The following is a 14,875-nucleotide window of genomic DNA, read 5'->3' as shown; positions in this document are numbered from 1 at the left end:
ATGAACAACCGCCTGCTCACCCACCTGCGGCACGTCGACCTCGCCGTGCCCGACTACGACAAGCAGCTCGACTTCTACGCCGGCGTGTGGGGCCTGACCAAGGTCGCCGAGGACTCCGGCATCTCCTTCCTCGCCGCCGAGGGCAGCCCGGAGCAGTACGTCGTCCGGCTGCGCAAGGCCGACGAGAAGCGCCTCGACCTGGTCTCGTACGGGGCGGCTTCCGCCGCCGACGTGGACACGCTCGCCGAGCGGCTCCTGGCCGGCGGCGTGCGGCTGATCTCGCGGCCCGGCACCGTCGACACCCCCGGCGGCGGCTACGGCTTCCGGTTCTTCGACGTCGACGGCCGCACCATCGAGGTCTCCGCCGACGTCCAGGTCCGCAAGCACCGCAAGATCGAGGAGAAGGAAGCCGTCCCGGTCAAGCTCTCCCACGTCGTCCTCAACTCCCCGGACCTCGACCGCACCCGCGCCTGGTACGAGCGGCACCTCGGCTTCCGGCTGTCCGACACCCTCAGCTCGCCCCACATGGGCGAGGTCATGCACTTCATGCGGATCAGCACCCAGCACCACTCCATGGCCCTCGCCAAGGGCCCGCACACCTCCCTGCACCACGTCTCCTTCGAGATGCGCGGCCTCGACGAGTACATGCGCGGCTCGGGCCGGGTGATGCGGGCCGGGTTCAGGAAGGTCTGGGGCCCGGGCCGGCACATGGCCGGCGACAACACCTTCACCTACTTCCTCGACCCGCACGGCAACACCGTCGAGTACACCACCGAGCTGGAGGAGCTCGACGAGGACACCTGGCACCCCCACGTCTACGACTTCTCCCAACCCGAGGTCACCGACCAGTGGGGCACCGCCAACCCGATGAACGAACTCGTCGCCAAGGAGTCCTTCAACGACCCCGACCGCGGCTGCTTCGTCGCCCCGCCGGTGTAGGGCCCGGCGCGTCCCGCTCCCCGGGGACGCGGCAGGCGGTGTCCCGCCCTGACTCCCGCCGCCGCGTCCTCGGCCACGGTTCGCGGCCGGGCGCCCGCCCTGAGCCGGTTGTGCCTCTCCGTCCAGGGCGTCCCCGGCCGCGTGGCCGACTTCTCTCCTCATCCCCTTGGAGCCGCACCATGCGCTTCGCCGCTTTCGAGTACCGGCACCGGCCGCGTGTCGCCGTCGTGGAGCACGACGGCACGCTGTTCCCCCTGCCTGGGGTCACCTCGTTGAACGATCTGATCCGTGAGACGGACGGCCTCGCCGGACTGCTCGCCGCCGGCGCCGCGGCGCTGGACGTGCCGCCTGGTCCGCACGCCTCCGAAGTCCGACTGCTCGCCCCGCTCCAGCCGTCCTCCGTCAGGGACTTCGTCACGTTCGAGGAACACGTCGAAGGCGTACGCCGGTCCGTCAGCGGCGAGCCCGGCGTACCCGCTCAGTGGTACGAGGCGCCCACCTACTACTTCACCAACCCGCACGCGGTCTTCGGCCCGCACGACGACGTCCCCATGCCCCCGGGCTCGTCCGTGCTCGACTTCGAACTCGAAGTGGCCGCCGTCATCGGCCGGGAGGGCCGCGACCTCACCCCGGAGCGGGCGCGGGACCACATCGTCGGCTACACGATCTTCAACGACTGGTCCGCACGGGACCTGCAGTCCGCCGAGATGCGGGTCGGTCTCGGCCCGTGCAAGGGCAAGGACACCGCCACCACCCTCGGCCCCTGCCTGGTGACCGCGGACGAGCTGGAGCCGTACCGCGATCCCGACGGCTTCCTGCGCCTGGCACTGACCGCCGAGGTCAACGGCGAGCGGATCGGCTCGGACCTGCTGTCCAACATGAGCTGGACCTTCGAGGAGATGGCCGCCTACGCCTCGCGCGGCACCCGGATCGTCGCCGGCGACGTGCTCGGCTCGGGCACCTGCGGCAACGGCGGCTGTCTCGCCGAACTGTGGGGCCGGCGCGGTGAACAGGTGCCCCCGCCGCTGAAGCCCGGCGACACCGTCACCCTGACCGTGGAGGGCATCGGGTCCCTCACCACCCGTGTCGTGCCCGGCTCGGCGCCGGTCGCCCTGCCCCGTGGGCGGCGCCGCAGCCGGGAGCGGCCGTGAACGGCGGGCGCGCAGCTGCCGTGCCGACTCGCTCCGGATGTAACCCAGCGACGCGATTCGTATGCACCTTCGCCATCCGAGGGTGAATCCTTTCACTCCGTTTACCTCGCAGCGCCTTGACCACGCAACGGAAGCGTGCTTCCGTGTCAATGAAACGATTCACTCGCCGCCGACGCTAGCGCGGCCCAGGTTCCGAGGTTGCCCATGACTGTCGTACGGGACGCCGTGAAGGCCGCGCTCAAGTCCCAGACCATCGAGACGCCCTCCTGGGGCTACGGGAACTCCGGCACCCGTTTCAAGGTGTTCGCCCGGCCCGGCGTGCCCAGGACGCCCTGGGAGAAGCTCGACGACGCGGCGAAGGTCCACGAGTTCACCGGCGTCGCCCCGAAGGTGTCCCTGCACATCCCATGGGACAAGGTCGACGACTACGCCGCCCTGGCCGCGTACGCCAAGGAGCGTGGCCTCCAGCTCGGCGCGATCAACTCGAACACCTTCCAGGACGACGACTACCGGCTCGGCAGCGTCTGCCACCCCGACGCGGCGGTGCGCCGCAAGGCCGTCGACCACCTGCTGGGGTGTGTCGACATCATGGACGCCACGGGGTCGAAGGACCTGAAGCTGTGGTTCGCCGACGGAACCAACTACCCGGGGCAGGACGACGTCGCCGCCCGCCAGGACCGGCTCTCCGACGCCCTGGCCGAGGTGTACGAACGCCTCGGCGACGACCAGCGCCTGCTGCTCGAGTACAAGTTCTTCGAGCCCGCCTTCTACACGACGGACGTGCCGGACTGGGGCACCTCGTACGCCCACTGCCTGAAGCTCGGCCCGCGGGCGCAGGTGGTCGTGGACACCGGCCACCACGCGCCGGGGACCAACATCGAGTTCATCGTGGCGCTGCTGCTGCGGGAGGGGAAGCTCGGCGGTTTCGACTTCAACTCGCGCTTCTACGCGGACGACGACCTGATGGTCGGTTCCGCCGACCCGTTCCAGCTCTTCCGGATCATGCACGAGGTCGCCAAGAACGGCGGCCTCGGCCCGGCCGCGAACGTGGCCTTCATGCTGGACCAGTGCCACAACATCGAGGCGAAGATCCCCGCGGTCATCCGCTCGGTGATGAACGTGCAGGAGGCCACCGCCAAGGCCCTCCTCGTCGACACCGACGCGCTGGCCGCCGCGCAGCGCGCCGGTGACGTACTCGCGGCCAACGCGGTGCTGATGGACGCCTACGCCACGGACGTGCGCCCCCTGCTGCGGGAGGTCCGCGAGGAGATGGGGCTGGCCACCGACCCCGTCGCCGCGTACGCCGCGTCCGGCTGGGCCGAGAAGACCGCTGCCGAGCGCGTCGGCGGCGAACAGGCCGGCTGGGGCGCCTGACCTCGTCGTGCGTCATGCCCGGCAGCCCGCCGACCGCCCCTTCCTCCTCCTCTCGCGATCCTCGAAGGATGTCCCATGTCTTCCGCTCCCCGCTCTACGCCCCATGAGCTCCTGCAGCGTTCGAACCGCCTGGGCGCCGACCCCCGCAACACCAACTACGCCGGGGGAAACACCTCGGCCAAGGGCGTCGGCACGGATCCGGTGACCGGCACGGCGGTCGAGCTGCTCTGGGTCAAGGGCTCCGGTGGCGACCTGGGCACCCTGACGGAGGACGGTCTCGCCGTTCTGCGGCTGGACCGCCTGCGCGCGCTGAAGGACGTCCACCCCGGCGTGGAGCGCGAGGACGAGATGGTCGCCGCCCTCGATCACTGCTCGTTCGGCAAGGGGGGTGCGGCCCCGTCGATCGACACCGCGATGCACGGCCTGGTGGAGGCGGCACACGTCGACCACCTGCACCCCGACTCCGGCATCGCGCTGGCCTGCGCCGCCGACGGTGAGAAGCTGACCGCCGCATGCTTCGGGGACAGCGTGGTGTGGGTGCCGTGGCGCCGGCCCGGCTTCCAGCTCGGGCTCGACATCGCCGCCGTCCAGGCCGCCCACCCGGGCGCGATCGGCTGCGTCCTCGGCGGCCACGGCATCACAGCCTGGGGAGCCACGTCGGAGGAGTGCGAGCGCAACTCCCTGCACATCATCCGCACCGCCGAGGCCTTTCTCGCCGAGCGGGGCCGCCCCGAACCGTTCGGACCGGTCGTCGCGGGCTACGAGCCGCTGGACGAGGCGGCGCGCCGGGACCGTGCCGCCGCTCTCGCGCCCCGTATCCGGGCGCTCGCCTCCCAGGACCGGCCCCAGGTCGGCCACTTCAACGACACCGAGGCCGTCCTCGACTTCCTGTCCCGCGCCGAGCACCCCCGGCTGGCGGCGCTCGGCACGTCCTGCCCGGACCACTTCCTGCGCACCAAGGTCCGCCCGCTCGTCCTCGACCTGCCGCCCTCCGCGCCCCTGGACGCCGTCCTCGCCAGGCTCGGCGAACTCCACACCGCCTACCGGGAGGAGTACGCCGCCTACTACGCGCGGCACGCCACCGAGGACTCCCCGGCGATGCGCGGGGCCGATCCCGCGATCGTCCTCGTCCCCGGTGTCGGCATGTTCTCGTTCGGCAAGGACAAGCAGACGGCGCGGGTCGCGGGCGAGTTCTACGTCAACGCGATCAACGTGATGCGCGGGGCCGAGGCGGTCTCGGCGTACGCGCCGATCGAGGAGTCGGAGAAGTTCCGGATCGAGTACTGGGAGCTGGAGGAGGCCAAGCTGCGGCGCATGCCGAAGCCGAAGCCGCTCGCCACCCGTGTCGCCCTGGTGACGGGCGCCGGCAGCGGCATCGGCAAGGCCATCGCCCACCGCCTCGCCGCCGAGGGCGCCTGCGTCGTCGCCGCCGACGTCAACACCGAGAACGCCGCGGCGGTCGCCGAGGAGATCGGCGGGCCGGACAGGGCTGTGGCGGTGACGGTGGACGTGGCCGACGAGCACGCGATCGCCGCCGCGTTCCGCGAGGCCGTCCTCGCCTTCGGCGGCGTCGACCTGGTCGTCAACAACGCCGGCATCTCCATCTCCAAGCCGCTGCTGGAGACCACCGCCCGCGACTGGGACCTCCAGCACGACATCATGGCCCGCGGCTCGTTCCTCGTCTCACGCGAGGCCGCCCGCATCATGATCGAGCAGGGCCTGGGCGGCGACATCGTCTACATCGCCTCCAAGAACGCCGTCTTCGCCGGGCCGAACAACATCGCCTACTCCGCCACCAAGGCCGACCAGGCCCACCAGGTCCGGCTGCTCGCCGCCGAACTCGGCGAGCACGGCATCCGCGTCAACGGCGTCAACCCCGACGGTGTGGTGCGCGGCTCCGGCATCTTCGCCGCCGGCTGGGGTGCCCAGCGCGCGGCGACGTACGGCATCGAGGAGGAGAGACTCGGCGAGTTCTACGCCCAGCGCACCCTCCTCAAGCGCGAGGTTCTCCCCAAGCACGTCGCGAACGCCGTCTTCGCCCTGACCGGCGGCGACCTCACCCACACCACCGGCCTGCACATCCCCGTCGACGCCGGCGTCGCCGCGGCCTTCCTCCGCTGACGGCCCCTCATCGCCCTGGGGCCGGCGACCGGCCCACCGGCCTCAGGTGCGTCCGCGGACCGGCGGCACGATGCCGCACGGAACCGGCCCTGACAGCGTGCCCGCACGGCGCCACCGGTCCGCCTTCGCCTTCCCCCTCGTTCCTCGACGAGCCGCTGAGCCGCCCCCATCGCAGAGGTATCCACGTGACCACCACTCCACCCTCGTCCGCCTTCGCGTCCGCGTTCGCCGCGGTCGACCTCGGCGCCACCAGCGGACGGGTGATCACCGGTCGGGTGGGGCGGGACAACCTCGACCTCATCGAGGTCCACCGCTTCCCCAACACGCCCGTGCGCTTGCCGGACGGCCTGCGCTGGGACGTCCTCTCCCTGTTCCAGGGCGTGCTCGACGGGCTGCGCGAGGCCGGCCGCTCCGGTGGTGTCGCCTCGATCGGCGTCGACACCTGGGCCGTGGACTTCGGACTCCTCGACGCCGACGGCTCCCTCCTCAGCAACCCGTTCCACTACCGCGACGACCGGACCGACGGCGCCGCCGCCCGCGTCTGGGAGCGGATCGGCCCCGAGGAGCTGTACGGCATCACGGGCCTGCAGCACCTGCCGTTCAACACCGTCTTCCAGCTGGCCTCGACCGAGGGAACCGCCCAGCGGGACGCCGCCCGCACGCTGCTGCTCGTCCCCGACCTGCTGGTCCACTGGCTGACGGGATCCGTCGGCGCCGAGGAGACCAACGCCTCCACTACCGGTCTCTTCGACGCCCGCACAGGCACCTGGTCCAAGGTCCTCCTGAGCCGGCTCTCCCTCGACCCAGACCTGTTCCCGCCACTGCGCGCCCCTGGCGACCCGGCCGGCACCCTGCTGCCCCACGTCGCCGCCTACACCGGGCTCGATCCCCGGACGCCGGTGACGACGGTCGCCTCGCACGACACCGCCTCCGCGGTCGTCGCCGTACCCGCGACGGAGCCGCACTTCGCCTACATCTCGTGCGGTACGTGGTCGCTGGCCGGCCTCGAACTCGACGCCCCGGTCCTGAGCGAGGCGTCCCGGGCGGCGAACTTCACCAACGAGCGCGGCATCGACGGCACCGTGCGGTACCTGCGCAACATCATGGGAATGTGGCTGCTGGAGGAGTGCCGGCGCGCCTGGGACAAGGAGAACCCGCCCACCCCTCTCCCGGCCCTCCTCGACGAGGCGTCCCGGTCCGAGGCGTTCGCCTCCCTCGTCGACCCGGACAGCCCGGAGTTCCTCGCCCCCGGCGACATGCCGGCCCGCATCCGGGACCACTGCGCCCGCACCGGCCAGCGCGTCCCCGGCAGCCGGGGCGCGGTGGTCCGCTGCATCCTGGAGAGCCTGGCCCTCGCCCACCGCCGCGCCCTGCGCCAGGCCGCCGAGCTCGCCGGCCGCGACATCACCCGCATTCATCTCGTCGGTGGCGGCTCGCGCAACGACCTGCTCTGCCAACTCACCGCCGACGCCACCGGCCTGCCCGTCGTCGCCGGCCCCACCGAGGCCACCGCGCTGGGCAACATCCTCGTCCAGGCCCGCACCGCCGGCCTGGTCGGCGACCTCGCCGACATGCGCCGGCTGGTCGCCTCCACTCAGCACCTGCGGCACTACACCCCCCGGGGTGACAGCGCCGCCTGGGACGCGGCGGCCGCCCGACTCGCCTCCGCCCCGAGGATCTCCTGATCCCCGTCGCCCTCTTCACCACCTGCGCCGACGACGCGGTCTTTCCCCCTCCGCAGCCGTCGCCACCGTCAGGCTGCCGGCTGGTGGAGCTGCCAGGAGCGGAGGAACGCTGCGGCTTCGGCAGCACCTGGAGCTCCTGGCCGTCCGCGACCAGTGTCCTTGCTCAGCCGGTGGTGTCGAGCAGCAGCTTCGCGGCCGCCATCGCCCCGTCGGTGCGGACCGCGCCGGCCACGGCCTTCGCCCGGCCGCCGGTTTCCGGATGCAGCGCCGTCTTGAGCGCGGCCGACAGGGACGCGACGGTCGGCACCGGACCGTCGTGGGCCACACCGATGCCCAAATCGGCCACCCGGCCGGCCCAGTACGGCTGGTCCGCCAACTGGGGCACCACCACCTGAGGAGCGCCGGCCCGAGCGGCCGTCGTCGTCGTACCCGCGCCGCCGTGGTGCACGACGGCCGCCACCCGTCCGAACAACTCCTGGTGGTTGACCTCGCCGACGGCGAAGCAGTCGTCCCGGTCGTCGATGAGCCCCAGATCCGCCCAGCCGCGCCCGACGAGCACCCGGCGGCCGCATCCACGAACCGCCTCGATGGCCACCCGGGCCGCATCCTCCCCGCCGCCTACCGCCATGCTGCCAAAGCCCACGTACACCGGCGGCGCGCCGGCGTCCAGGAAGGCCACCAGCTCGGCCGGGAGCGGCCGCTCGTCGGGCAGCACCCACGCGCCGGTCTGCACGACGTCGAGGTCCGGTGTCTGCAGCCACGGGTCCAGCACCGGGTCCGTCGCCAGCCACGGCCGCTCGCCGAAGGCGTAGTCGCGGACGTTGTCCACCGGCGGCAGCCCGATCGACGCCCGGTTGGTGTTGAGCGCCTCACCGAACAGCGCGTTGATGCTCTGGGCGTCCAAATCCCACAGCGCCCGGTTGTCGGTCACCTCCGGCGGGAACGGCCGCCCCGGGTACGCCAGCGGCGGGCGCTGCGGCGAGGGCAGGGTCAGCTGCTGGAAGATCGCCGACACGTAGCGGATGCCCAGCTTCTCGGCCACCGACCGCGCCCCCGCGATGGCCGGCATCGCGCCCGTCGCCACCAGCACGTCACACCCCTCGGCCACCGCCGGTATCACCTCGAACTGACCGGCGATCAAATCGGCCGCGCGCTGCGGCAGATTGGCCTTCGACGGCGGCGGAGCCCTGGTCATCAGCGCACGCGCCGACTGCCCCACCCCCACCACCGACACGCCCACCCCGGCCAGCCGCTCCGCGAAGACCTCGTCCGGCGGCGCACACACCCGCACCTCCGCACCGAGTTCGCGCAACCGCACCGCGAGACCCACCAGCGGTTCGACATCCCCGCGCGACCCATACGTCGACAACAACACACGCACTTCGTAAATCTCCTGTTTTGTGGTTCCTTGACCGGGCCGATCGTTCTGAGGTACGGCCCGGCTAGCGAATGGTGTTACCTGTGTTTCTTGAGTTACCGAGCCCAGGGCAGTTCACGGGTGCCCTCGGTGCCGGGAACGGAGGCGACGCCGTCGGAGCGCATCGAGACGTGGGCCTCGGCCTGTTCCGGGGCGTGGATCCGGCGGACGCGGTCGGCCGGCAGGATCAGGGTCTGACCGGCCGCGACCTTCTCCGTACGGCCGCCGCAGGTCACCTCCAGCGCGCCCGCGGTGACCGTCCAGACCTGCTCACGGCTGATGGAGTGCTCGGGTCCGGTGGCGCCGGCGTCCATCGTGACCGTCCAGCTGCTGAGTTCAGCGCTGCCGCGGCTGGGGGCCGCCAGACCGGCCATGGTCGCGTTGGGCGAGACGGTGACGTGGTCGGCGGAGGGCGTGATCACGATCGCGGCGGCGCTCTCGTCGTCGGCCGGATCGGCCGGACCAGCGGCGTCGGCGGCGGCCGCCCATTCGACGAGCTGGACGACGACACCGTTCGGGTCGGTCATCTGGAACAGCCGCTCACCCCACGGTTCTTCGCGCAGCGGCATGGTGATGGGGGCGCCCGCCGCGCGCAGCCGGGCCTCCTCCGCCGCGAGGTCGGTGACCGTGAGGGCCAGGATCAGACCGGCCGCCCGCTGGTCGCGCTGCTCGGGCGGGAGGACGTCCGTACCTCCTCCGAGGAGTATGACGTCGACGGCGGCGTCACCGCGGGTCAGGGACACGAAGCCGTCGTCGGCCATGGCCACCTCGTAGCCGAGGTGGGTGCACAGGAACGCGCGGGAGGCGTCCACGTCGGCGACGGTCAGGGAGAGGGTGGAGGAGGAGACGTTCATGACGGGTCCTTCGTGAAGTGGGTGATGGTGAGGCCGGAGTCGAAGGCGCGCGTGCCGGCCGGGACGAAGCGCGTCGGGGTGAAGGGGCCGTCGAACAGGGGGATGCCGGAGCCGAGGACGAGGGGGTGCCGCTTGATGATCAGCTCGTCGATCTCGTCGCGCAGGGCGGCCGCCAGCTTGCCGCCGCCGCACAACCAGATGTCCATGCCGTCCTGCTGCTTGAGCTCGCGGACGAGCGCGACCGGGTCGTCGACGACGGTCACCGCCGGATCGGGGCTGGTGAGCGTGCGGGAGACGACGTACTGCTTCAGGTGGGCGTACGGGCTGGTCCACCCCAGCTTCAGGCCGGGGGCGTAGGTCGCGCGTCCCATGATGACGGTGTCGAAGCGCTTGGCGGCGCGATCGGCGATGCCCAGCGGCTCGCGTGCGGGTGCGGGCATCGTCTCGGGGAAGTCGGCCAGGATCGCAGCGGCTTCCTCACCCTCGAAGGGGAGGAAGTCGTACTGGTCGTCGGGGCCGGCGATGTAGCCGTCGAGGGTGGCGGCGATGTAGTAGGTCAGCTTGCGCATGGACTGGCTCGATTCTTCGAGAAGGGGGACGGATCGGGGTGCGGATCTCGTCGTACGGATCAGTCGGCCGACACGTCGAGCTGGAGTTCGCGGGTGCGCCGATAGGAGCGGAAGCCCAGGGCGCGGTTGACCGCGAGCATGTGGACGTTGTCGTCGGCGTTGTCCGTCTCGATCTCGACGACGCCGGGATGCTCGGCGCGCAGCCGGCACACCATGGCGGCCTTGACCCACAGGCCCAGCCCGTGGCCGCGGTGTGCGGGCACGACGGCGGTGTCGTACTGCTGGGCGCGAGGCCCTGAGCCCTGCGGGAGGAGGATCTCGGTGTAGCCGGCCATGGTGCCGTCGTCGTGGACGGCGGCGATGGTCAGCAGGGTGTCGCCGCGGTCGGCGACCACCTTGGCCATGGCGCGGACGCGGTCGGCGTCCCACGCGACGCTGCCGTAGTCGAGGTCGCCGACGGGCATGTCGTTCATGGCGTTCTTGGCCTCGGCGAAGGCGTCGGCGAGGTCGTCGGGGACTGTTCCGGTCCAGCCGGTCAGACGGTAGCCGGGGTGCTCGGCCTCGGTGATCCGCGGCAGGTCGGCCACCGCCGGTTCGTCGAGGCGCAGGACGAGGTGGTCCAGGGTGAGTGCCCGGCGAAAACCGTGGCGTTCGCTGAACTCCTCGCCCGGGCTGTCGGCCGCGGCCGCGGCCGCGGCGATCAGGCTGCGCCGGTTCTCGGTGCGGCAGGCGGCGACGACCGCCGACAGCAGGAGGGAGCCGGTTCCCAGGCGGCGGTGTGCGGGGTCGACGTGGAGTTCCAGTTCGGCGAGGTGCTCCTGGCCCGGGGAGGTGAACACCCGCAGGCCGGCGACTCCGACCGGAATGCCGTCCGCACCGGTGGCCAGCCAGGTCAGCCGGTGGCTGCCCAGTGCGGGGCGGGTGAGCTGGGCGTGGATCTGTCCGGGGTCGGGGGTCGGTACTCCGGGCAGGTCGTGGGCCGTCGAGGCGGCGACGACCCGATGCCACGCGGCGGCTTCGGCGAGCGTGACGCGCTGGAGCGGATGGACATGTACTGAGAGGGACAAGGTGATGGCTTTCGGTCGAGTGCGGGAAGGACGGGTGTGACCCGGTTCAGGCGATACGGCTGTCCGGCCGTGTGATCGCCTTCGCGTTCTTTCCGTCGGTGTGGCGCACGAGCGGCCAGTCGACGTCGACGCGGGCGGCTGTGGCGAGGTAGTTGGTGAACACGTTGAGAGCGACGTGGGCGACGACCTCGACGATCTGCCCGTCGGACAGGCCGGCGCGCCGGGCCGCGGCCAGGTGCTCGTCGGTGACGGTTCCGCGGTTGCGGACGATCACGGCGGCGAGATCCAGGACGGCGGCGTCCCACGGGTCTTCGGCCTTGCCATGGCGCGCGCGGGTGGCCTCGTCCGTACCCAGCCCAGCCAGCTTGGTTCCGCGGAACGTGTGCACGGACAGGCAGTAGTCGGACCCGTTTTCCTGCGCCACGAGCAGCGCGATGCTCTCGCGCACGTCCGCCGGCAGGGTTCCCTGCGTACTCAGGGCGGTGACGACGCCCAGGTACCCCTTCAGCACGGCCGGGCTGTTGGCCATCACTCGGGCCAGGTTGGGGACGATTCCCAGCGCCTGGTGGGTGGCGGTGAACAGGGCTGCGGTTTCACCGGTCGCGCTCTCGGGTTCGACGGTGCGGAGTGATTGCATGCCGGTAACCCTGACGGTTGATCTTGATACATTCCCGATGCTTCTTCGATGCACGCGATGACGACCCCTGGAGTGACGGCATGCGGTTCACGATCCTCGGCCCGGTGGAGGCCGTGGCTCCCGGTTCCGACGTGCCCGCCCTGGCACCCCGCCATCGCGCGGTGCTCGCCTATCTGCTGCTGCACGCCGGGGTCGCGATCAGCACGGACCGCCTGATCGACGCGATGTGGGGGCCGCTGCCGCCGGATTCCGCCCGCGCACAGATCCAGACCACGATCGCCGCGATCCGACGGATGCTGCGCGCCGCGGACGCCGACCGGATGCTGGCCACACGCCCGGCCGGGTACGTGATCACCCCGGAGCCGGGACAACTCGACTTGGACGAGTTCACCAGTCTGACCGCCAAGGCACCGGCCGACTCCGACGACCCGGGGCGTGCCGCGGACCGGATACGTGCCGCGATGGGGCTGTGGCGGGGAGAGCCGCTGGCCGGCATCACCGCCCACTACGTCGAGAGCGCCAGAGCACGTCTGAACGGGCAGATGCTGTCCGCCGTCGAGCGCCTGGCCGAGCTGGAGCTCACCCGGGGGCGGCACGAAGACCTCATCGACGAACTGTCCGTCCACTTGGCGGCCAACCCCTTGCGGGAGCGGCTGTGCTGCCGGCTGATGCTCGCCCTGCACCGGGCCGGACGCCAGACGGACGCGCTGCACGTGGCGAGGACCTTCCGGGAGAACCTGGCCGAACAGCAGGGACTGGACCCGGGCCATGCGTTCAACAAGCTCGAACAGGACATCCTGCGGGACGCCCCCGATCTGCGGCCGCCGCTCACCGCTCCGGCGAAGCCGCAGGGAATCAGCTTCCTGCCGTACGACGTCCCGGACTTCACCGGACGCGAGGACGAGCTCGACGGGCTGATCCGCCTGTGGTCCGGCAACAACGCCGGCGTCGTGACGATTTCGGCGATCGACGGGATGGCCGGGGTCGGCAAGACGACGCTCGCCGTCCACCTGGGCCACCGCCTCGCGGACCGGTTCCCGGACGGACAGCTCTTCGTCGACCTGCAGGCGCACACCGCCGGTCAGGCGCCGCTCGACGCCGGTGCGGCGCTCGAAGTCCTGCTCGGCCAACTCGGCCTGCCCGCCCAGCACATACCCGCCTCGGTCGCCGACCGCGCCGCCCTGTGGCGGTCCGAACTCTCCGGCCGCCGCGTGCTGGCCGTACTGGACAACGCCCTCGGCGCCGACCAGGTCCGCCCCTTGCTGCCCGGGGTCTCCAGCACCCTGGTCCTGATCACCAGCCGCCGACGGCTGACCGACCTGGACGGCGCGCACGCGCTGTCCCTGGACGTGCTGCCCGCCGCGGACGCCGTGGAGCTGTTCACGGCGATCGTCGGCGAGCGGGCGTCCGCCGAACCCCTCGCCGTCCTCGATGTCCTGCAGCTGTGCGGATTCCTGCCGCTGGCCGTCCGCATCGCCGCCGCCCGCCTGCACCATCGCCCCCGCTGGACCGTCGCGTACCTGGCAGACCGGCTCCGCGACCAGCGCCGCAGACTCTCCGAGCTGGCCACGTCGGAGCGGGGGGTGGCAGCGGCGTTCACGCTGTCGTACGAGCAGCTGACCCCGGACCAGCAGCGCATGTTCCGGCTCCTGGGGCTCCAGCCGGGCCGAGACATCAGCCCCGAGGCGGCAGCCGCGCTGGCCGGCCTCCCGCTCGACGACGCCGAGACGCTTCTGGAGGGCCTCCTGGACGCCCACGTCCTGACCCAGCACCAACTCGGCCGCTACACCTTCCACGACCTGCTGCGCGAACACGCCCTCGCCACCGCCGCCGCCGAGGAGCCTCCCCACGCCCAGCGCGAGGCCCTCGGCCGGCTGTTCCACCACTATCTCCACACCGCCGGCGCGGCCGTCGACCACCTCTACCCCGAGGGCAAGAACCTCAGACCGCGCATCCCCGCACCGGACTTCCCGGCCTCGCCCCCACGGGACGAGCTCGAGGCGCTCACCTGGCTGGACACCGAACGCGCGAACCTCATGGCGTCCGGCCGGTACGCGGCCGAGCACGACTGGCTGTCCCACACGAGCCAATTGACCGCCACCTTGCACCGCTACCTGCTGGGTCACGCCCACCAGGCCGACGCGCTGGCCCTCAACGACCTGGCACTGCGAGCCGCCCGCCGCAGCGGCGACACAGCCGCCGAAGCCCGGACGCTCATCGACCTCGGCCAGGTGCACTTCTGGTGGCACGGCGCCTACGAGCACGCGGCCGAGCACTACCGGCACGCCCTGGACCTCGCGCGCGGGATCGGCGACCAGAGGACAGCGGCCGACGCACTGCATGCCCTCGCCGCCGTCTCCTTGCGGCGACGGGAATACGACCAGGCCCACGAACACGGCACGCAGGCCCTCGTGCTCTTCCGCGAGCTCGGGGACCGTAGTGGCGAAGCCAGATGCCTGACCTACCTCGGCATCATCCACGAACGCCGGGGAGAGTACGAGGCCGCCCACGAGAACCACCGGCACGCACTGCACGTACACCGTGCGACGGGATCCCGCATCGGCCAGACCGTCGTGCTGAACAACATCGGGCTGGTGTACCAACGGGAAGGCCGCTACGACGAGGCCCGGCGCCATCACGACCAGGCCCGGGAACTGAGCCGCAGGTTCGACTTCCCCGGAGACGAGGCCGAGTCGCTCAACGCCCTCGCGGAAGCCGCCCGCTCCATGGGCGACCTCGACCGGGCCGCGGCCGAACACGACTCCGCGCTGGCCCTCGCCCGCGAGACCGGCTACCGCCCCGAGCAGGCCCGCGCCCATGACGGCCTGGCTCACGTCCACCACGACCTCGGCCGCATCGACCTCGCCCGCGACCACGCCCTCCAGGCCCTTGACCTCTACACCGCCCTCGCCGTCCCCGAGGCCGACGAAATACGTACCTTTCTCACCGGGCTGGCGCCCACCGCGCACGAAGCGGAACCGCTGGAGGCATCCGCCGCCGACCAGCTGTCTTGAACGCTACCCACCAGCACTCGCCCCGGCATTCCCGATCCGACGGAGCG

Annotated in this window: 11 protein-coding genes; 6 read left to right on the top strand and 5 right to left on the bottom strand. The window is 71.7% G+C overall.

Features of this window, described 5'->3' with window-relative positions:
* The 5 genes from ACIRNI_RS16745 to ACIRNI_RS16725 all read left to right on the top strand — a co-directional run bounded on the left by ACIRNI_RS16745 (nucleotide 1) and on the right by ACIRNI_RS16725 (nucleotide 7,270).
* Nucleotides 1-939 (top strand): VOC family protein, encoded by a 939-nt coding sequence (locus ACIRNI_RS16745; protein WP_403552140.1) that lies wholly within the window; start codon nucleotides 1-3, stop codon nucleotides 937-939.
* Nucleotides 940-1,118: 179 nt separating this feature from the next.
* Nucleotides 1,119-2,090: a fumarylacetoacetate hydrolase family protein gene (locus tag ACIRNI_RS16740; RefSeq protein ID WP_403552139.1), complete on the top strand. Its 972-nt coding sequence runs from the start codon at nucleotides 1,119-1,121 to the stop codon at nucleotides 2,088-2,090.
* Nucleotides 2,091-2,294: 204 nt separating this feature from the next.
* Nucleotides 2,295-3,464 carry an L-rhamnose isomerase gene (gene rhaI, locus ACIRNI_RS16735; RefSeq protein ID WP_403552138.1) on the top strand — a complete coding sequence of 390 codons (1,170 nt, stop codon included), beginning with the start codon at nucleotides 2,295-2,297 and terminating at the stop codon, nucleotides 3,462-3,464.
* Nucleotides 3,465-3,539: 75 nt separating this feature from the next.
* Nucleotides 3,540-5,585: a bifunctional aldolase/short-chain dehydrogenase gene (locus tag ACIRNI_RS16730; RefSeq protein ID WP_403552137.1), complete on the top strand. Its 2,046-nt coding sequence runs from the start codon at nucleotides 3,540-3,542 to the stop codon at nucleotides 5,583-5,585.
* Nucleotides 5,586-5,770: 185 nt separating this feature from the next.
* The gene (locus tag ACIRNI_RS16725; protein WP_403552136.1) at nucleotides 5,771-7,270 is read left to right on the top strand and encodes a rhamnulokinase family protein; all 1,500 of its coding nucleotides are present in this window, start codon (nucleotides 5,771-5,773) and stop codon (nucleotides 7,268-7,270) included.
* A 163-nt stretch (nucleotides 7,271-7,433) separates the two neighbouring features.
* On the opposite strand, the gene ACIRNI_RS16720 is transcribed toward ACIRNI_RS16725, so the two are convergent.
* From ACIRNI_RS16720 to ACIRNI_RS16700, 5 genes are all read right to left on the bottom strand, one after another.
* The gene (locus ACIRNI_RS16720) at nucleotides 7,434-8,651 is read right to left on the bottom strand and encodes a glycosyltransferase (RefSeq protein ID WP_403552135.1); all 1,218 of its coding nucleotides are present in this window, start codon (nucleotides 8,649-8,651) and stop codon (nucleotides 7,434-7,436) included.
* 92 nt (nucleotides 8,652-8,743) lie between these two features.
* Entirely contained in the window at nucleotides 8,744-9,541 is a 798-nt protein-coding gene (locus ACIRNI_RS16715; protein WP_403552134.1) for a VOC family protein, read from the bottom strand.
* Nucleotides 9,538-10,110, bottom strand: coding sequence for a dihydrofolate reductase family protein (locus ACIRNI_RS16710; protein WP_403552133.1), 573 nt, complete (start codon nucleotides 10,108-10,110; stop codon nucleotides 9,538-9,540). Before ACIRNI_RS16710 ends, ACIRNI_RS16715 begins: the two co-directional genes overlap by 4 nt.
* Nucleotides 10,111-10,169: 59 nt before the next feature.
* A complete protein-coding gene (locus tag ACIRNI_RS16705; RefSeq protein WP_403552132.1) occupies nucleotides 10,170-11,177 on the bottom strand; it encodes a GNAT family N-acetyltransferase in 1,008 nt (335 codons plus the stop codon).
* Nucleotides 11,178-11,223: 46 nt separating this feature from the next.
* Nucleotides 11,224-11,814 (bottom strand): carboxymuconolactone decarboxylase family protein, encoded by a 591-nt coding sequence (locus ACIRNI_RS16700; RefSeq protein ID WP_403552131.1) that lies wholly within the window; start codon nucleotides 11,812-11,814, stop codon nucleotides 11,224-11,226.
* Nucleotides 11,815-11,894: 80 nt separating this feature from the next.
* Between ACIRNI_RS16700 and ACIRNI_RS16695 the strand changes: the two genes are divergently transcribed.
* A complete protein-coding gene (locus tag ACIRNI_RS16695; protein ID WP_403552130.1) occupies nucleotides 11,895-14,828 on the top strand; it encodes a BTAD domain-containing putative transcriptional regulator in 2,934 nt (977 codons plus the stop codon).
* Nucleotides 14,829-14,875 lie beyond the last annotated feature (47 nt).

Origin of the sequence: Streptomyces sp. NPDC093546 (assembly GCF_044765045.1) — a bacterium.
Classification (GTDB): Bacteria; Actinomycetota; Actinomycetes; order Streptomycetales; family Streptomycetaceae; genus Streptomyces.
Note: the sequence above shows the minus strand (reverse complement) of the source record. Positions and strands in the feature narration are given on the sequence as shown.